General features: G+C 75.2%; 19 protein-coding genes. 5 read left to right on the top strand and 14 right to left on the bottom strand.

Features of this window, described 5'->3' with window-relative positions; translation table 11 throughout:
* Window positions 1–21: 21 nt before the first annotated feature.
* On the top strand, window positions 22–438 hold the full coding sequence (locus tag OO48_RS18080) for a MerR family transcriptional regulator (RefSeq protein ID WP_033217439.1): 417 nt from the start codon (window positions 22–24) through the stop codon (window positions 436–438).
* 31 nt (window positions 439–469) lie between these two features.
* Complete coding sequence (locus OO48_RS18085) at window positions 470–1027, top strand: HAD domain-containing protein (RefSeq protein WP_051732268.1); 558 nt, start codon at window positions 470–472, stop codon at window positions 1025–1027.
* Between the two features lie 86 nt (window positions 1028–1113).
* Here OO48_RS18085 and OO48_RS18090 read toward each other — a convergent pair whose 3' ends face one another.
* Entirely contained in the window at window positions 1114–1392 is a 279-nt protein-coding gene (locus OO48_RS18090) for a hypothetical protein (protein WP_033217441.1), read from the bottom strand.
* On the bottom strand, window positions 1389–2894 hold the full coding sequence (locus OO48_RS18095; protein WP_033217443.1) for a carboxyl transferase domain-containing protein: 1506 nt from the start codon (window positions 2892–2894) through the stop codon (window positions 1389–1391). Before OO48_RS18095 ends, OO48_RS18090 begins: the two co-directional genes overlap by 4 nt.
* A gap of 236 nt (window positions 2895–3130) precedes the next feature.
* Between OO48_RS18095 and OO48_RS18100 the strand changes: the two genes are divergently transcribed.
* Window positions 3131–3652, top strand: coding sequence for an RrF2 family transcriptional regulator (locus tag OO48_RS18100; RefSeq protein ID WP_033217444.1), 522 nt, complete (start codon window positions 3131–3133; stop codon window positions 3650–3652).
* Between the two features lie 141 nt (window positions 3653–3793).
* On the top strand, window positions 3794–4975 hold the full coding sequence (locus OO48_RS18105) for a globin domain-containing protein (RefSeq protein WP_033217446.1): 1182 nt from the start codon (window positions 3794–3796) through the stop codon (window positions 4973–4975).
* Between the two features lie 140 nt (window positions 4976–5115).
* Here OO48_RS18105 and OO48_RS18110 read toward each other — a convergent pair whose 3' ends face one another.
* The 12 genes from OO48_RS18110 to OO48_RS18165 all read right to left on the bottom strand — a co-directional run bounded on the left by OO48_RS18110 (window position 5116) and on the right by OO48_RS18165 (window position 16607).
* Window positions 5116–5898, bottom strand: coding sequence for a DUF3050 domain-containing protein (locus OO48_RS18110; RefSeq protein ID WP_033217448.1), 783 nt, complete (start codon window positions 5896–5898; stop codon window positions 5116–5118).
* Between the two features lie 98 nt (window positions 5899–5996).
* Window positions 5997–6959 carry an alpha-ketoacid dehydrogenase subunit beta gene (locus OO48_RS18115; protein ID WP_106970350.1) on the bottom strand — a complete coding sequence of 321 codons (963 nt, stop codon included), beginning with the start codon at window positions 6957–6959 and terminating at the stop codon, window positions 5997–5999.
* Window positions 6956–7924, bottom strand: coding sequence for a thiamine pyrophosphate-dependent dehydrogenase E1 component subunit alpha (locus OO48_RS18120; RefSeq protein ID WP_209439502.1), 969 nt, complete (start codon window positions 7922–7924; stop codon window positions 6956–6958). Before OO48_RS18120 ends, OO48_RS18115 begins: the two co-directional genes overlap by 4 nt.
* A complete protein-coding gene (locus OO48_RS18125) occupies window positions 7921–8856 on the bottom strand; it encodes a phytanoyl-CoA dioxygenase family protein (protein WP_245194702.1) in 936 nt (311 codons plus the stop codon). Before OO48_RS18125 ends, OO48_RS18120 begins: the two co-directional genes overlap by 4 nt.
* A gap of 16 nt (window positions 8857–8872) precedes the next feature.
* Window positions 8873–9874 (bottom strand): VOC family protein, encoded by a 1002-nt coding sequence (locus OO48_RS18130; protein WP_033217450.1) that lies wholly within the window; start codon window positions 9872–9874, stop codon window positions 8873–8875.
* Window positions 9871–11148, bottom strand: coding sequence for a beta-ketoacyl-[acyl-carrier-protein] synthase family protein (locus tag OO48_RS18135; protein WP_081952202.1), 1278 nt, complete (start codon window positions 11146–11148; stop codon window positions 9871–9873). Before OO48_RS18135 ends, OO48_RS18130 begins: the two co-directional genes overlap by 4 nt.
* A complete protein-coding gene (locus OO48_RS18140; RefSeq protein WP_033217451.1) occupies window positions 11145–12542 on the bottom strand; it encodes a class I adenylate-forming enzyme family protein in 1398 nt (465 codons plus the stop codon). The genes OO48_RS18135 and OO48_RS18140 overlap by 4 nt, the downstream gene beginning before the upstream one ends.
* Window positions 12543–12645: 103 nt before the next feature.
* Complete coding sequence (locus OO48_RS18145) at window positions 12646–13227, bottom strand: hypothetical protein (protein ID WP_209439503.1); 582 nt, start codon at window positions 13225–13227, stop codon at window positions 12646–12648.
* Between the two features lie 137 nt (window positions 13228–13364).
* Window positions 13365–14483 (bottom strand): beta-ketoacyl synthase N-terminal-like domain-containing protein, encoded by a 1119-nt coding sequence (locus OO48_RS18150; RefSeq protein ID WP_033217452.1) that lies wholly within the window; start codon window positions 14481–14483, stop codon window positions 13365–13367.
* Window positions 14480–14770, bottom strand: a complete 291-nt coding sequence (locus OO48_RS18155) for a hypothetical protein (RefSeq protein WP_033217453.1) — start codon at window positions 14768–14770, stop codon at window positions 14480–14482. Before OO48_RS18155 ends, OO48_RS18150 begins: the two co-directional genes overlap by 4 nt.
* Window positions 14770–15036, bottom strand: coding sequence for an acyl carrier protein (locus OO48_RS18160; RefSeq protein WP_033217454.1), 267 nt, complete (start codon window positions 15034–15036; stop codon window positions 14770–14772). Before OO48_RS18160 ends, OO48_RS18155 begins: the two co-directional genes overlap by 1 nt.
* Before the next feature lie 164 nt (window positions 15037–15200).
* On the bottom strand, window positions 15201–16607 hold the full coding sequence (locus OO48_RS18165; protein WP_051732269.1) for a class I adenylate-forming enzyme family protein: 1407 nt from the start codon (window positions 16605–16607) through the stop codon (window positions 15201–15203).
* 188 nt (window positions 16608–16795) lie between these two features.
* Between OO48_RS18165 and OO48_RS18170 the strand changes: the two genes are divergently transcribed.
* Complete coding sequence (locus OO48_RS18170) at window positions 16796–17926, top strand: alpha-hydroxy acid oxidase (RefSeq protein WP_033217458.1); 1131 nt, start codon at window positions 16796–16798, stop codon at window positions 17924–17926.
* Window positions 17927–17956: the final 30 nt, after the last annotated feature.

Here is a 17956-nt window from a genome sequence, read left to right on the forward strand (position 1 = left end):
CGGCGCACACGAGGGGTTGAGATGCGGATCGGTGAACTGGCCGTCCGGACGGGGGCGAGCCCTCGCTCGTTGCGCTACTACGAGCAGCAGGGGCTGCTGGTCAGCGCGAGAACTCCGAGCGGCCAGCGGTGCTACGGCGACGAGCACGTCCAGCGGGTGGCACTGATCAGGACGTTCCTGGCCGCCGGCATGTCCAGCAGAACCATCGCCCGGTTGGTCCCCTGCATGAAGCGGCCCACCATGGACGGCGCCCGGCGGGCTTCGGCGGTGATGAGCCAGGAGCGGGCCCGTCTCTCCTCCGAGATCGACAGCCTGGCCGCCGCCCGGGAGGCGCTTGACCACTTGATCGAGGTCAACCGGACGTTCATGGCGGACGCGGCGGACGCGGCGGACGGTTCGGGCGCCGGAGGAGCCGGAGGCGCCGGAGGGACCGGGTGAGGGGGCGGCGCGGGGCGGGCAGAATGCGGGGATGGAGTCGCTCCCGTCGTCCCGACCGTCCTCGCCGCCGTGGCTGTACCTCGACGTCGACGGTCCGCTGATCCCGTTCGGCGGGCCGGCCGGGAGCCACCCGGAGCATCTGTCGGAGCGCCGGATTCGCGAGGTGCTGGGCGCGGAGGCCGCCGGGCACCCGCTGCTGGCCAGGCTCGACCCCCGGTGCGGGGCGCGGATCGCGGCGCTGCCCTGCCGGCCGGTGTGGGCCACCACCTGGGGGTACGAGGCCAACATCCGCGTCGCGCCGCTGCTCGGACTGCCGCGACTGCCCGTGCTGGAGGAGCCGGACGAGGCGGAGGCGCCCCACCGTTCGGACGCCCTGCCGCCCGGGGTGCACTGGAAGACGCCGCTACTGGTGGACCACGCGGGCGGGACGGCGTTCGCCTGGGTGGACGACGAGATCGGGACGGCCGACCGGGAGTGGGTGGCGGCCCACCACCCGGGGCCCGCGCTGCTGCTGAGGATCGACCCCGGGGTGGGGCTGACGGACGGGGATCTCACCGCCCTGGAGGAGTGGCTGCCCGCGCCGCAGTGAACGGGCGGGGGCGGCTGGCGAGCGGGCCGAGCGGGCCGGGTCCCCTGCCGGCGCGTCGAGCGGGGAAGGGGACGGCCGGGTCGGCGTCAGGCGGGTGGTTCCTCGACCAGGTCGCAGGCGTACGGGAACTCGGCGAGCGAGACGCGGCGCCCCGGGTCGGGTTCGGCGGCGGCCAGGTCGGCGAACACGGCGGTCAGGCGCTCGCGTTGGGCTTCGGGGAGGTTGTTCAGCTCTCCGGCGACGTTCTCCATCAGCCCGACGGCGGTGTCGTCGGCGACTTCGTCGTCCTCGCACTCGTCGAGGAAGCGCAGCAGGTCGGCGATCACTCCGGCCAGGGCGGGGACCAGCGGGTCGGTGGTGCTCATCGCGGGATGCCTCCTGGATCCGGGCCGCCGAGGCGGCGGTTGCGGGCGGCCCGGGCGGCGAGGCGCTCGGCGTCCGGGAGTTCGGCGAGTTCGGCCAGCGCGGTGGTGACGGCGGCGGCCAGGCGCTCGCGCAGGTCGGCCGGGTCGGCGCTCTCGGGGACGACCAGGTCGACCAGGCCGGTGGCGGTCAGCTCGGTGGCCGTGATGCCCTGGGCGCGGGCGAGTTGGGGCGCGTGCTCGCCGTCGCGGTGGACGATCGCCGAGGCGCCCTCGGGCGGCAGCGGGGCCAGCCAGGCGTGCTGGGCGGCGATCACCCGGTCGGCGGGCAGCAGGGCGAGCGCGCCGCCCCCGCTGCCCTGGCCGAGCAGCACGGCCAGCACCGGGGTGCGCAGCCCGACCAGGGTGGTCAGGCAGTGGGCGATCTCCAGTGCCACGCCGTCGAGTTCGGCCTCGATCGAGAGTTCCGCGCCGGTGGTGTCGACCACGGTGAGCAGCGGCATCCCGAGTTCCTCGGCGAGCTGCGCCTGGCGCCGGACGGCCCGCAGATCGGCTGCGGTGAACGGGAGTGGGAGCCGGTCGGGGCCCGGGCGCTGCTGGGCGACGACCATGACGGGCCGTCCGCCGATCAGCGCCAGGCCCCGGACCAGCGCGCTGTCGCCGTCCAGCGGGAGGAAGGTCTCGGCGGTGTGGTGCAGGAGTTCGAGCGCGGACAGCCGGTCGGGGCGGCGGCTGAGCAGCACCGACTCCCAGGCGTCCGAGGGCTCGGCGGCGTCCGGCGGCGCGGGAGCGGGCGCGGGGACGGGCGCGGGGACGGGCACGGTGACGGACGCGGACGCGGGTCGGGCGGTGAGGACGGCGAGGGCCCGGGCCAGGAAGGCGCGCAGCCGCTCCGGCGGGACGATCGCGTCCAGCCGCCCGTTGGCGGCCAGCGTCTCGGCGCGCTGGACGGCCGGCGGCAGCGGTTCGCCGCGCAGCTCCTCGTACACCCGGGGGCCGAGGAAGCCGAGCCGGGCGGCCGGTTCGGCGAGCACCAGGTGGCCGAGGGTGCCCCAGGACGCGAACACCCCGCCCATGGTGGGGTTGCGCAGGTAGGTCAGGTACGGCAGGCCCGCGCTGCGGTGGGCGTGGACGGCGGCGGTGACCCGGACCATGCACAGGAACGCGGCCGAACCCTCCTGCATCCGGGTGCCGCCGGAGACCGGCAGGGCGACCAGCGGCAGGCGCTCGGCGGTGGCGCGTTCCACGGCGCGGGTGATCCGTTCGGCGGTGGCCACGCCGATCGAGCCGCCGAGGAAGGCGAACTCGCCGGCGACCAGGGCGACCGGCCGCCCGTCCAGCAGGGCGTGCCCGGTGAGCACGGCCTCGTCCAGGCCGGTGCGCTCGCGGGCCCGGGCCAGCGCGTCCCGGTAGCCCGGGTCGGCGTACTCGGCGGTGACCGGCTCGTCCCAGCTGCGGAAGGTGCCGGGGTCGACCAGCAGGTCCAGGAGTTGACGTGCCGTCACCGTGGCCTCCGTCGGGGGAGCGGGGGAGTCGAGCGGGGGTCGGCCGTGGCCGCGAGGAGGGGAGGGCGGCCGGGCGTCACCAGACCCTAGCGGCGCGGCCCGGCCGTCGGCCGGTGCGCCGCACGAGGGTGAGCAGGATCACCGGTACGCGGCGCGACGGTGGCGCGGCGGAACGTGACGCAGCAGACACCGGGGTAATTGGTATCCAAGATGCGCAATTGGCTAGAGTCGGCGCCGTGAGGCTGACCAAGAGCACCGACATCGCCCTGCGCATCGCGATGCACCTGGCGGTGCTGGACGAGGACCGGACCCCGACCACCCGCGAGGTGGCCGAGGCGGTCGCCGTCCCCTACAACCACGCGGCGAAGGTGGTCAGCCGGCTCCAGCACCTGGGCATCGTCGAGGCCCGGCGCGGGCGCGGCGGGGGGCTCGCCCTGACCGCCGCCGGGCGCACCGGATCGCTCGGCCGGATCGTCCGGGAGCTGGAGGGCGTCGGGGACGTGGTCGGCTGCGAGGACGACCAGCCCTGCCCGCTGCGCCACTCCTGTCGGCTGCGCGGTGCGCTGCGACGGGCGCAGGAAGCGTTCTACGCCTCGCTCGACCCGCTGACCGTGGACGACCTGGTCGGCGGGGAGGGCGGGGGGAGTGGCGGGAGCAGCGGGAGCGGCCCGGTCCTGCTCGGCCTGCCGGTCGTGCCGGACTCCGGTGGCGTGCCGTCCGGCCCGCCGGGGCCGGGGCCGTTCGGCCCTTCCGCGTAGCCGCGCGCCGGACGAGCATCGGGGCGAGCGACGAGCAGTGAGCGACGGCCGGCGCCGGTGGGCGCAGGTCGACGGCAAGTCCAGTAGTAGGTTTTCCCACACCGTTTAATACGCATCTCAGATGCGAGTTTGGAGTTTCGGATGCTGTCCGAGAAGTCCGCGGAGACCGTGCGCGCCACCCTCCCCGTGGTGGGCGCGGCCATCGGGGAGATCACCGGCTCGTTCTACGACCGGCTCTTCGCGGCCCACCCCGAGCTGCTGCGCGACCTGTTCAACCGGGGCAACCAGGCCGACGGCAGCCAGCGCCAGGCGCTGGCCGGCTCGATAGCCGCCTTCGCCACCGCCCTGGTCGAGCACCCCGACCAGCGCCCGGACGCCATGCTCGCCCGCATCGCCCACAAGCACGCCTCGCTCGGCATCGCCCCCGAGCAGTACCAGGTGGTCCACACCCACCTGTTCGCCGCCATCGTCGAGGTGCTCGGCGACGCCGTCACCCCCGAGGTCGCCGCCGCCTGGGACGAGGTGTACTGGCTGATGGCCAACGCCCTGATCGCCATCGAGGCCCGCCTGTACGAGGAGAGCGGCACCCGCGGCGAACGCCGCCCCTACACGGTGGTCGCCCGCACCGCCGAGACCGCCGACGTCGCGACCTTCCTGCTGCGCCCCGCCGACGGCGGCCCCGTCCCGGCGCACAAGCCCGGCCAGTACGTCTCGGTGCAGGTCGAACTCCCCGACGGTGCCCGGCAGATCCGTCAGTACAGCCTCTCCGGGCAGCCCGAAGGTGCCCTGCGGATCACCGTCAAGAAGGTGGCCGGCGACCCGGTCGGCGAGGTCTCCAACCACCTGCACCGGCACGTCGACGAGGGCGCGGTGCTGCTGGTCGGCGCCCCGTTCGGCGACGTGCGACTGGAGGACGGCGATCGGCCGTTGGTGCTGGCCTCGGCCGGCATCGGCTGCACCCCGATCGTCGGCATGCTCGCCCACCTCGCCGAGACCGGCGCCACCCGCAGGGTGATCGCCGTGCACGGCGACCGGCAGGAGTCCGCGCACGCCTTCCGCGAGGAGTACGCGCAGCTGGTCGACAAGCTCCCCGGCGGCGAGGCGCACGTCTGGTACGAGCGCCCCGAGGGCGAGTGGCCCGCCGAGCGCACCGGCCTGGTCGACCTGGCCGGCCTGGACGTCCCGGCCGGGGCCGTCGCCTACCTGTGCGGCCCGCTGCCGTTCATGCGCGCCGTCCGCGCCCAGCTGCTCGCCGCCGGAGTGCCCGCCGCCGACGTCCACTACGAGGTCTTCGGCCCCGACCTGTGGCTCGGCCGGGCCTGACCCGGCCGAACCCGCGAGCGGTCGACCACCGCACGGGCAAAGGCGGGTGACGACGGAACGGCTCGGCGCCGGAGCGGTGGGAACCGCCCCGGCGCCGAGCCGCCTTCGCGCCCGCGCGCCTCAGCGCGGCGGGACGGCGGTCACAGCGCGGCCGTGATCGCGTCCCAGAGCGCGACCCGGGCCCGCAGCGCGGCGCGGACCGTCGCCGCGCACTCCTCCCAGCGCTCGGTGTCGTCGCCGCACAGGTCGATCAGCATCTGCATCGCCATCGGGGTGTGCTGCTCGCCGTCCACCTCGATGTGCCGGGCCAGGTAGTCCTTGAAGACGCCCAACCGCCCCTCGGCGTCGTCGATCCGGACCACCTGCTCGAACATCTCCGGGATCAGGTCCTCCCGGCCGAACGCGAACGCCGCGGCCTGGCAGTGCACCGGCGCGTCGTCGATGATCCCGAACGTGACGGCCATGAACGCGGCCGCCGCCTCCGGGACCTCCGCCGTCTTCGCGGCCTCCGTGACCGGCAGGCCGGACCTGAGGGCGGTCAGGAACGCCTCGACCGGAGCGGTGTCCGCGCCCGCCCGGGCCATCCCGTCCAGGTACAGCTCGAAGTGGCTGGTGTAGCCGTCGCCGAGCTCGTCGCTCTCCTCCACCAGCACGATCTCGTTGATCAGCCGGCGGCTCGCGGTCGGGCCGTCCGGCAGCCACGGCAGGTTCACGCACGTCAGCTGCCGCTGGAGGCACTTGAGCAGGGACATGAAGTCCCAGACGGCGAACACGTGGGTCTGCTGGAAGGTCCGCACCTTCTCCAGGCTGTCCAGCGACAGGTACATCGGGTGGGAGACCACCTCGCGGCGGACCTCCTCGATCGACTCGCGCAGGGCGGTCAGGCCGGGGTGGCTGCGGTCCCAGTGGTAGCGGTCGCTCACGGCTGTTCTCCTCGTGTGGTGTGTCGGGGGGCGGGTGGAGACTATGCGGGTGGACGCGGCGGTGGTCCGGTCAGGAAAACGAGTGCCCGAAGGGGCAGTTACTTCAAGGCCGCCCGGATCGCGTCGCGCAGCTGCCCGGCGCTCGGCTGCACGGCCCGGTCCAGGGTCGGGGCGAACGGCAGGACCGCGCCGTCCGGGCGGGTCACCCGGCGGGGCGGGGCGAGCAGGCGGCACTCCTCGGCGGCGACGGCCAGTACCTCGGCGGCGAACCCGGCGAAGCGGTTGGAGTCGTCGGCCACCACCAGCCGGCCGGTGCGGCCCAGCGACTCCACCAGCGCCGCCCGGTCCAGCGGGTACAGGGTGCGCGGGTCGAGCACCTCCACCGACACCTCGCCCGCCAACTCCTCGGCCACCGCGACGGCCTGGTGCACCAGGTGGCCGACCGCGACCACCGTCACGTCCGTGCCCCGCCGCACCGTCCGGGCGGTGCCGATCGGCACCGGCACCAGCGGCGCCGTCACGTCCTCCCGGACGCCCAGCGCGCCCGCCGGGGCGAACAGCACCACCGGGTCGTCGTCCCGGATCGCCGAACTCAGCAGCCCGTACGCGTCGGTGGGCGTCGCCGGTGCCAGCGTCTTGATGCCCACGTGCGCGAACAGGCCGTACGGGTGGTCCGAGTGCTGCCCCGCCCAGCCGCTGCGGGAACCCGAGCCCGGCACCACCACGGTCAGCGGCACCCGCGCCTGCCCGCCCGTCATCAGCGAGAACTTGTGCGCCTGGTTGGCGAGTTGCTCGAACACCAGGAACAGCAGGGACGGGATCTGCAACTCGATCACCGGGCGCATCCCGTTCAGCGCCGCCCCGATCCCCGCCGAGGTGAACGCCTGCTCCGACAGCGGCACGTCCACCACCCGCTCGGCGCCGAAGCGCTGTTGCAGGCCCAGGGTCAGGCCGGCCAGGCCCGCGCCCACGTCCTCGCCGAACACGCACACCGCCGGATCGGCCTCCAGCGCGTCCGCCAGCGCCCGGTTCATCGCCTTGGCGTACGACAACAGCGTCACAGGGCCGCTCCCGACCTGGGCCGCAGCCCGCTCGCGTACAGGTGATCGGTGGCCGTCGCCGGATCGGGCTCCGCCGAGGCGAGCGCGAACCCGGCTGCCGAGGACAGGAGTTCGGCCACCTCCAGGTCGATGGCGGCGGCCCCGGGCGGCTGGGCCGCCAGCGGGTCGCGCTCCCGCCAGGACGCCACCTCCTCGGCCGTCCGGTACGACAGCCGGAAGCGCCGCTCCATCGTGTGGTGCGCCTCGAAGCGGTACGTCAGGCACTCCAGGAACGACGGCCCGCCGCCCGAGCGCGCCCGCTCCACCGCCCGTTCGGCCGCCGCCCGGACCGCCTCCACGTCCATCCCGTCCACCGTCTCGGCCGGGATGCCGAACGCCGCCGCCCGGCCGCACGCCGAACCACCCACCGCCGAGGCGGCCGGCAGCGTCGTCGCGTAACCGTTGTTCTCGCAGACGAACACCACCGGCGCCCGCCAGATCGACGCCAGGTTCAACGACTCCAGCAGCACGCCCTGGTTGAGCGCGCCGTCCCCGAAGAACGAGGCCAGCACGGTGGGTTCACCGCGCCGCCGGGCCGCCCAGGCCGCACCGACCGCGATCGGCGCGCCCGCGCCGACGATGCCGTTGGCGCCCAGGATGCCCAGCGAGAAGTCCGCGGCGTGCATCGAACCGCCCCGGCCGCCGTTCAACCCGCCGACGCGGCCCAGCAGTTCGGCCAGCAGCCGGCCCGGGTCGGCGCCCTTGGCCAGCACGTGCCCGTGCCCCCGGTGCGTCGAGGTCAACTGGTCGGCCGGATCCAGCGCCGCGCACACGCCGACCGCCACCGCCTCCTGCCCGATGTACGGGTGGGTGCCGCCGACCACCAGCCCCGAACGCACCCACTCCAGGGCCAGCTCCTCGAACGAGCGGATCAGCCGCATCGTCCGGTACCGGCCCGCCGGGTCCGCCAGGTGCGGCAGGCTCACCGGCCCGACCGCCACAGCACCGGGCAGAACTCCGGGTCCGCGTAGTCCGGCCGGCCGTCCGCGTCCCGCCGCACCACCGCGTCGTGGTTGTACACCACCGGCGAACCGTCCGGCCTCAGGTACGAGCGGTACCGGTTCGACCCGTCCTGCAGGTGCAGCGACACCGCCCGGCGCGGCTGCGCGGACCGGTTCGGACCCGAGCCGTGGTACGTGCGGCAGTGGTGGAAGGACACGTGCCCGCGCGGGATCTCGACCGGCACCGTGCGCACCGTCGAACCGTTGAACTCGGCGTTCTCGCGCAGCAGTTGCTCCAGCTCCGAGCGGTCCCGGGCGGCGAAGTGCCGGGTCGAGTCGTCACCGCCCGGCCGCTCCTCCCAGCGGTGGCTGCCGTCCACCATGGTGATGGTGCCCATCTCCTCCGTGCAGTCGTGGAACGGCAGGAACGCCGTCAGCATCCGCTGCGAGGTGGAGGTCTGCCAGTAGTGCTTGTCGAAGTGCCACGGCACCACGTTGCTCGGCTCGCCCGGCACCGGCGGCTTGTAGATCAGCGTCGCCTGGAACAGCCGGATCTCCTCCGCCTGCGCCAGGCGTGCCGCGACCGCCCCCAGCAGCGGCTTGCGCAGGATCCGGCCGATCTCCTCGTGCTCGTAGTGCACGTAGTCGTTGTGCCGCTGCACCGGCCCGTCCGACGGCTTCCACGAGGCCAGGTGCGGCGGCCGGGCCGGGAGTTCACGGCTCCGCTCACCCGCGTAGTAGCGCTCGGTGGCGGCCTGCAGGGCGTCCAGCTCGGCGTCGGAGAACAGCCGCCGGGACAGGTACCAGCCGTGCTCCGCGTACCCGAGCACCTCCTCGACGGTCGGCAGCAGCGCCGACTCCTCCTCGGTCAAACCGAACCGCTCGGTCAACTCGAACTGCTCGATGGCGGTGGACACTTCGTCTCTCCTTAGCTCAGCTGTCCGCGGTGGCGCGCTCGCGCTCCACCGCCTCGTACAGGGCCTTGATGTTCGCGGTGCCGAAGCTGCCCGCGCCGCGCCGCTCCACCAGCTCCAGGAAGAAGGTGCGGCGCGGATGGGTGGAACGGGCGAAGATCTGGAACAGCTCGCCGCCGTGGTCCCGGTCCACCAGCACGCTGGTGTCCCGCAGTTCGGCCACCGGGATGGCGGTGGGGCCCAGCCGCGACTCCAGCGCCTCGTAGTACGCGCCGGGCGTGTTCAGGAACGCCACCCCGCGCGCCCCCAACTCCCGTACGGCGGCGGTGATCGACTCGGTCGCGTACGCCAGGTGCTGGACGCCCGCGCCGCCGTGCGCCTCCAGGAAGCCGTCGATCTGGCCGGCCGCCCGCGAGGTGTCCGGCTCCAGCAGGGTGAAGGTGACCGTCCCGCACGGGCTCTGCACCACCCGGGAGTCCATCGCCTGGTCGCCGACCTCCACGTACTCCCGGAAGACCTCCCGGAAGCCCAGCCCGCGCACCGCCCAGTCCACCGAACCGGCCAACTGCCCGCCCGGCACCACCACGGCCACGTGGTCCAGCGACAGCAACGCGCCCCCGCCCGGCGGTTCACCCGCCGGCAGCAGGTCCTCCGGGCCGGTGAAGCGCAGCGCCAGGCCGCCGAAGCCGGAGACCGTGCCCGCCTCGTCCAGGCAGCCGCCGCCCGCGTTCAGCGCCCGCTCGGCCGCCGCGGCCGCCGCCACCCGGTCGGTGTGCCGCAGCGCGATCACCGCCACGCCGTCGCCGTGCCGCCGCACCCAGGCGGCGACCTGGTGCTCGGTCTCCACCGCCGAGGTCACCAGCACCCGGATCGAGCCCTGGTGCGCGATCACCTGCGCGGTGCCCGGCGCGACCCGGTCCGGCTCGCTCAACGTGAAGCCCCAGTCGTCGCGCAACCGCGCGGCGTACTTGTGGGCGTCCTCCACGTACAGTTCGGTGTACGCGATGCCCGGCACGGTCATGAATCCCCTCCGAGGTGCTTGGCCGTGACGCTCGGCGGACCGAACAGCAGGCTCAGGTTGTGGCCGCCGAAGGCGATCGAGTTGGACAGGGCGTGGCGCACGACGCCGCGCTCGGCCGCGCCGCGGACGTGACGCAACGCGCAGTCCCCGTCCGGCTGTTCGAGGTTCAGGGTGGGCGGGATCAGGCCCTCGGCGACGGCCAGCGCCGACACCGCCGCCTCCACCGCCCCCGAGGCGCCCAGCAGGTGGCCGGTCGCGCCCTTGGTCGAACTGACGAAGGGGTGGTGCGCGCCGAACACCTCGCGCAGCGCCGACGCCTCCGCGCGGTCGCCCAACCTGGTGCCCGTGCCGTGGGCGTTGACGTACTCCACGGCCTCCGGCGGCAGGCCGGCCGAGCGCAGCGCGGCCCGCATCGCGGAGACCGCGCCCGCGCCGTCCGGGCGCGGCACGGTGGGGTGGTGGGCGTCGCCGGCCGCGCCCCAGCCGGCCAGCGCGGCGTACGCGGACGCGCCGCGGGCGGCCGCGTGCTCGGTGCTCTCCAGCACCAGGACGGCGCTGCCGTCGCCCAGCACGAAGCCGTTGCGGCGGGCGTCGAACGGCCGGGACGCCTGCGTGGGGTCTTCCCAACCGGCGGCCAAAGCGCGGGAGTTGTCGAAGGCGGCGGCGATCGTCGGATGCAGCGGGGCCTCCGCGCCGCCGCACACCACTACGTCCGCCTCGCCGCCGCGGATCAGCCGCAGCCCCTCGGCGATCGCCTGCGCGCCGGCCGCGCAGGCGGTGATCACGGCGGAGCTGTAGCCGCGGATGCCGTGCCTGATGGCGATCCGGGCCGCCGCCATGTTCGACAGCATGCCCGGCAGCAGGTACGGGCTGACCGCGGCCCGGCCGCGCTCGCGCCGTCCGGCGGCCTGCTGCTCGTAGCTCTCCAGCCCGCCGCCGCCGGTGCCCAGCACCACCGCCACCCGCTCCGGGTCGGCATCCTGACGGACCGTCAGTTTCGCGTCGGCGAGGGCGTCCTCGGCGGCGGCCAGCGCGAGCAGCAGGAAGCGGTCGGCGACCCGGGTCTCGGTCGGCGGCAGCACCTCGGTGGCCGGGACGTGCGGGGAGATGCCCGCCACCCGCAGCCAGCCCGCCGCCGGATGGTCCTCCGGCGGGGCGCTCAGCCCGGAGCGGCCGGCCGCCAGCGCCCGGAACGCCTCCGGGACGGCCCGGCCCAGCGGCGTCACCCAGCCGATGCCGGTGACCTGCGCGGTGACGGGGCCCACCCGGCTCACGGCGCCCCTGCCCCGGCGGCGGCGTTCTCGGCGAGGTGGCGCTCGCGCAGCAGGACCTTGCGGACCTTGCCGGTCGGGCCGAGCGGGATCCGCCCGTCCGGGACGGCCAGCACGCCGCGGACCACGGCGGCGACGTGCGGTTCCAGGGCGGCCAGCACCTCGGCGGTGCGGTCGGCGTCCTGGTCGGCGGCCGGGTCGAGCTGCAGCAGCACGTCCGCGACCGTCCGTCCGCCGTCGCGGAAGGCGACCACCGTGCAGTCGTGCACGTCCGGGCAGGCCGCCAGGACGCGTTCCTCGCTGGCGGCGGTGTGCAGGCGGCGGCCGCCGCCGAGGTCGACGCTGTCGACGGCCCGGTCCACGTGGTAGTAGTAGCCGTCCTCGTCGCGGTACATCAGGTCGCCGGTGAGGAAGTAGTCGCGTACCCGGGTGCGGTGGGTGGTGACCGAGTCGTTCCAGTAGCCGGGCGACAGGGTGGGGGAGCGGGTGCCCAGCTCGCCGACCTCGCCCGGGCCGAGCTCGTTGCCGTCCGGGTCGAGGACCACGCAGTCGACGAAGGCGTGCGGGCGGCCCACGCACCGGCCGTAGCGCTCGGAGCCGAGGGTGTGGGTGATGAAGAAGTGCGAGTGGCCCATCTCGGACGAGCCGAGGCCGTCGATGAACACCGAACCGGCGGTGCGGACCCGGCCCTGCCGGGTGGCGGTCTCGCGGGAGCCCTGGGCGATCAGGCGGCGGATGTGCGCCTCGTGCGCGCAGTCGCCGGTGTTCCACCACAGGCCGACCGAGGACAGGTCGCGGGCGGAGAGGTCCTGCCGGGCCAGGTCGGCCCAGGTGGTGGCGAAGCCGTACACGCCGAGCGGCTGCCAGCGTTCGATCGCCTCCAGCACGGCCGGGCCGGTCTGCTGGGAGATCAGGTGCAGTTCGGCGTCGAAGCTGAGCGCCAGGTTGACCGCGATCAGCGGCGGCGCCCCGCAGTCGAGGCCGGCGAGGGCCTTGGCGTGCGCGGTGTCGGCGAGCAGCCCGGTCGCGTTCAGCCGGCGCAGGTAGCGGGCCGAGGTGTCCGCGTCCAGCGCCGGGTTGAGCAGGGCCGGGATCGCACCGAGGTGGTTCAGGGCCAGGAAGGACAGCACCTGCTCGGCCGCGGCGGACGCCTGCACGGCGACCGGGTCGCGGCGGCGCACCCCCAGGGCGTGCAGGGCGGCGGCCCTGGTCCGGACGGCGGTGTCGAGTTGCCGCAGCGTCAGGGCGGTGTTCGCGGGGTGACCGTCGACGGGGGTGTCGAAGGTCAGGGTCGGCGAGTCCGGACCGAGGCCCTGCTCGACCCGGGTGGTCAGGACGTTTCCGGCGCCGACGGAGCCGTCGGCGGACAGCGTGGCGCGTAGGGTGCGGAGGCTCATCGTTCCCGTTCTTCTCGTGGTGCGGGAGGGGGATCTCTCGGCGGGGCCGCGGTGCGCGAGGGGTGGATCCGGTGTTCGGAGGCCGGTGCTCGGAGGCCGGTGCTCAGGGGGCGAGCAGGACGGCGGTGGCACGGTCGGGCGGGCCCTGGACGGCGGTGACCGCCAGCACTTGGTCGGCGTCGCCGTCCTCGATCAACAGGGCCGCCCGGTCGTGCAGTTCGCGCTCCGTCTCGAAGCCGGGGCCGAGCGCGACGACCGGGCCGTCCAGCTGCCAGCGGGCGGCGACGTGCCCGAGGACGGCGTTCGGGTTGGACTGGAAGAACAGCAGCGGGGCGACCCGCTGCCCGGCGGCGTTGGCCCGGGCCAGCGCGTCGGCGGTGCCGGTGTCACCGCTCGGGCTGACCAGCAGCAGCGCGGTGCGCGGCGCCCCGGTGGCCGGCGGCGGGCCGTAGCGGGCGCGCAGACAGCGCTCGGCGGTCTCGGCCACCAGCGGACTGAACGCGGACTCCACGAAGCCCGCGATGGCGGGCAGTTCGTCCCCCGGACGCTCCGGCCACCGCGCGGAGGCCAGCACCCGCAGCGGCCCGGCGAGCACACGGGGCGCTGCGACGGGCACCGGGGACGGGGAGCCGGCGGCGGGAACGGGGACGGGGACGGGGACGGAAACGGAGGGCGGGGCGGTCATGCGGGAGCCACCAGGAGGACGGGCCGGGGACGGCCGGGCGGGGAACGGTCGGGGAAAGGGGGCGTGCGGGGACGGGCGGGTCGGTGGTGCGACTCGCCCGCGGGGCCGGGCGGTCGCGGTCCCGGCGGGCCCGCCGGTCAGGCGGGTGCCAGCAGGAGCGCGGTGTTGGCGCCGCCGAAAGCGGCGTTCACGGTCAGCGCCAGGGCGGGTGCGGGTGCGGCCGGACGGGGGCGGTCGAGGACCAGGTCGAGCGGACAGTCCGGGTCCGGGGCCTGCCAGCCGGCGTTGACCGGCAGCGCGCCGGCCCGCAGCGCACCGACCGTGGCGGCGAGTTCGAGCAGCGCGGAGGCCTCCAGGGCGTGGCCGTGCACGGACTTGGTGGAGCTGACCGGCGGGGTGCCGGCCGGGAAGACGCCGCGCAGGGCGGCGGCCTCGGCCAGGTCGCCGAGCGTGGAGCCCGCGCCGTTGGCGTTGACGTAGCCGATCGCGGCCGGTGCGGCGCCCGCCCGGGCGAGCGCGCCGTGCACCGCCCTGGCCAGGCCGGTGCCGTCGGGGTGCGGTCGGCAGACGTGGAAGGCGTCCCCGGTCCTGGCCCAGCCGGCGAGCTCGGCCAGGGCGGTGCCGCCGCGCCGGCGCAGGGCCGGTTCGGACTCCAGGACCACGGCCACCGCCGCGTCGCCCAGCAGCATGCCCTGCCGGCCCAGGCTGAACGGGCGCACCGCGCCGTCCCGGGCCAGCGCCCGGCCGGCGTCGAACACCGCGAAGGTGTCCGGCTCGACCAGGTACCCGGCGGCGACCACCACGCGTTCGCGGCGGCCGGAGGCGATCAGCGCGGCGGCGTCGGCGACCGCGCTGGACGCCGCGACGCACGCGCCGGTGTACACCCGGGGGTGCAGCCCGGTGCGTCCACCGACCTCGGCGGCGACCGGCCCGGCCCGCCGGTCCCCGTGCAGGGCGAGCAGCAACTCCTCGTCCGCGTACGGGTGCCGGTGGTCGTCCGGGGCGGAGAGCGCGCCCGCCTCGGCGAGCACCGCCACCAGCTGGTCGGCCAACCGGGGCGATCCCGGCCCGGTGGCGGCGCGGTCGGCCCGGTACCGGGCGGTGCCGAAGCGCTCCACCGGGGCGAACGCGGGCCGTCCCGCGAGCACGCCGTCGGTGAGCACCGCGAGCCCCGCGCCGAACGCCGAGCGGACCCCGATCCCGCCGACCAGGACGGTACGCCGCGGCGGACCGCTCCGGAGCGCGGTCGACGTCATGGCGCGGCAGCCCCCGCATCGGGCGCGGCGGCGGTGGTGGCGGCCGTGGCGGCGGCGATCTGCGCACCGAGCGCGGCCACCGCGTCGTCCACCGTGCGGATGGCGTCCAGGCGTTCGTCGTCCAGGTCGATCTGCACGCCGTAGGCGTTCTCGGCCTCGGCGATCAGCCAGGTCAGTTCCAGCGACCCCAGGTGCTCGTCGACCTGCTCGGGGGAGCGGTCGCCGTAGCGGGCCAGCATGGCCAACGCCTCGGACCGGCCGAAGCGGGTTCTGGCGTCGGTGCTCATCAGACGCTGCCCACCGAGGACTTGGCGATCCGGCCGGCGACCTCGGCGCTGAACTCGTCGACGGTCATCAGCGCGGTGGACTCCATGTCGTCCAGTTCGAAGCGGATGCCGAACTCCTCCTCGACCTGCACCGCGAGGTCCGCCAGCGCCAGCGACTCCAGGTCGAGGCCGGCCGGGCCGAGATCGGTCTCCGAGGTGACCTGCGAGACGTCGTAGTTCATCGACGCCAGGGCGGTGAGGACGAACGAGCGGATCTGTTCCTGCATGGGGCTGACTCTTTCCGGGCGTCGGGAAGGGAGGCGGGGCGGGGCGGGGTGCTTTCCGGGCAGGGCGCACCGACGGACGGGCGGACGGTGTCTGGAGCCGTCGACCCGGCCGGGCGCCTCGCACCGGTAGGGCGGGTGAGTGGTTGAACGGGTGTGCGGGTGGATCAGCGGGCGGCGTCGGCCTGTCGGCGCAGGGCGGCGGCGTCCCGCAGCAGCTTCCCGGTGGCGGTCCGGGGCAGCCGCGGCATCAGGTGCAGCCGGCGGGGCAGCTTGTAGCCCGCCAGCTCCTTGCCCAGCAGTTCGCGCAACTGCTCGGCGGGGCCGTCCCGGTCGGACGGCGAGGAGGTGACGCCCTCGGCGGTCGCGGCGTACGCCTCGATCGCGCCGTCGGCGAACAGCACCACGGCCTCGACCACACCGGGGAGCCCGGTGAGGGCCTGTTCGACCTCGTTGAGGTCGACCTTGAGGCCGCCGATGGAGATCTGGGAGTCGCGCCGCCCCAGGACGGTGACCAGGCCGGTGGCGGCCTCCACCAGGGCGGCGTCGCGGGTGTGCAGCAGGCCGTCCGACCAGCGGGTCGGATCGGTCGGGCCCAGGTACGGGGACTCCGCCCGGGCGATGTGCAACTCGCCTCCGGCCACGGACAGTTCCATCCCGTGGACGGGCTCGACCGCCGGGTGGTTGCGCCCGGTCAGGTCGGTGGCGATCACGCCGGTCTCGGTCATCCCGTACATGGTGCCCAGCGGCACCCCGAAGCGTTCGCGGAACGCCGCGGGCAGCTGCGGGCGGACGAGTTCGCCGGCCACGATCATCCGCCGCAGCTGCGGCAGTTCGGGCGGCGCGGCGGCCGCGGCCAGCAGCTCGGCGTGGAACGGCACCCCGATCACGGTGGTCGGGGCGGTGCCCCCGGCGATCGCGGCCAGGATGCCCGCGGGTGTCATCCGCTGCGGCACCACCAGTTCCACGCCCGCGTGCAGGGCGTGCAGCAGCCCGCCGACCAGGCCGAGCACGTGCACCGTCGAGGACAGCAGCACGGTGCGCTCGCCGCGGGTCGGGAACTCCGGCAGCCGGGCGTAGCAGTCCAGTTCGCGCAGCAGGTCGGCGGCCGTCCGGGCGATCATCTTGGACGGGCCGGTCGACCCCGAACTGAGCTGCACCAGGACGTGCCCGCCGACGGCCGGACCGTTCTCCGGGAGCGACCTGAACTTCGGCCGCCCGTCGGCGAGTTCGACCAGCACCCGGGGGTGCAGCCGGTCCACCGCGCGGTCCACCTCGACGGTGGTCAGCCGGTGGTCCAGCAGGACCGCCCGCGCGCCGGAGCGCCACGCGGCCAACAGGACCGCGACGAACTCCGCGGACGGCGGCATCCGCAGTGCCACCGTCCCGTGTTCGCCGAGGCCGGCGGCGGCCAACTGCCGCTGCCGTTCGGCCACCAGGGCCCGCAAGGTCCCTCTGGCCACCGGAGCGCCGAAGCGCAGGCACGGTTCGCCGTCCGGTCCGGCGAGTAACTGCTCGTCCACCCAGTCCGCGGCAACCGTGCCGCCGCGCACCGGGGTTGGGGTAAGCGTCAACGCAACTCCACGCGCTCGTGTGGGAAGCAAAGGTCGGAAGTTGTGATGCTTCGGTGTCGGACCCCCGTCGGTGCCGACCTTTGCACGGGAGCGCATCAAGGGTCAAGGTCTATACCAGTGGCCGGTCGCCCCCTACGCTGTCCCTCGTTTTCGCACCAGTTGACGGATCATCAGGAGGTTCGGACGCGATGGTTCCGCTCACCCTGGCGGAGCACGGCGCGCTGGCCAAGGCCCGACTGCCCGCCGTGACCTGGGACTTCTTCGAAGGGGCGGCCGGAACCGAGTGGACCGCCCGGGCCAATCCGGACGCCTGGCAGCGCTACGTGCTGCGCCCGCGCGTCCTGGTCGACGTCTCGGCCCCCGACTGCGGCACCGAGCTGTTCGGCGCCCGGCTGGCCGCCCCGTACGGCGTCGCCCCGATGGCCTACCACGGGCTGGCCCACCCCGAGGCCGAGTGCGCCACCGCCCGGGCGGCCGCCGGGGCCGGCGCGCTGCTGGTCACCAGCATCTTCGCCGGCCGCACCCTGGAGCAGATCGCCGAGGCCGCGCCCGGCGCGGTCCGCTGGCTCCAGCTGTACTGGCTGCGCGACCGCGAGGCGCTGGCCGCCCTGGTCCGGCGGGCCGAGGCGGCCGGCTACCGGGCGCTGGTGCTCACCGTCGACGCGCCCAAGGTCGGCCGTCGGCTGCGCGACCTGCGCAACGGCTTCGCGCTGCCGCCCGGCATGACCGCCGCCAACCTGGCGGCCCACCTCACCAGCGGCGCCGGGCGCGCCGAGGCGGGCCGCTCCGGCATCGAGGAGCACTCCAAGCAGCAGTTCGACCCGACCGTCACCTGGGCCGACCTGGCCTGGCTGCGGCGGCGCACCGAACTGCCGCTGCTGCTCAAGGGCGTGCTCACCGCCGAGGACGCCGAACTGGCCGTCGAGCACGGCGTGGACGGCCTGGTGGTCTCCAACCACGGCGGCCGCCAGCTCGACGGGACCCCGCCCGCGGCGGACGTACTGGCCGAGGTGGTGGACGCCGTCCCGGCCGACCGCCCGGTGCTGGTCGACGGCGGCCTGCGGCACGGCGCCGACCTCGCCAAGGCGCTCGCCCTCGGCGCCCGCGCCGCGCTGGTCGGCCGGCCCGTGCTCTGGGGGCTGGCGCACGGCGGCGCGGACGGCGCCCGGGCGGTGCTCGACCTGCTGCGCGAGGAGCTGCTCGACACCATGGTGCTGGCCGGCCGGCCCACCCTCGCGGACCTGGACCGCGGCGCGCTCGCACCCTGGCCGCCGGTCGCGCCGCCGACCGCGCCGCCGGCCGCTCCGACGTACCGCTGAGTGCGCGTCTCTCTCCTTATATATAGGGGT

Source organism: Kitasatospora phosalacinea, assembly GCF_000716545.1.
Taxonomy (GTDB): Bacteria; Actinomycetota; Actinomycetes; order Streptomycetales; family Streptomycetaceae; genus Kitasatospora; species Kitasatospora phosalacinea.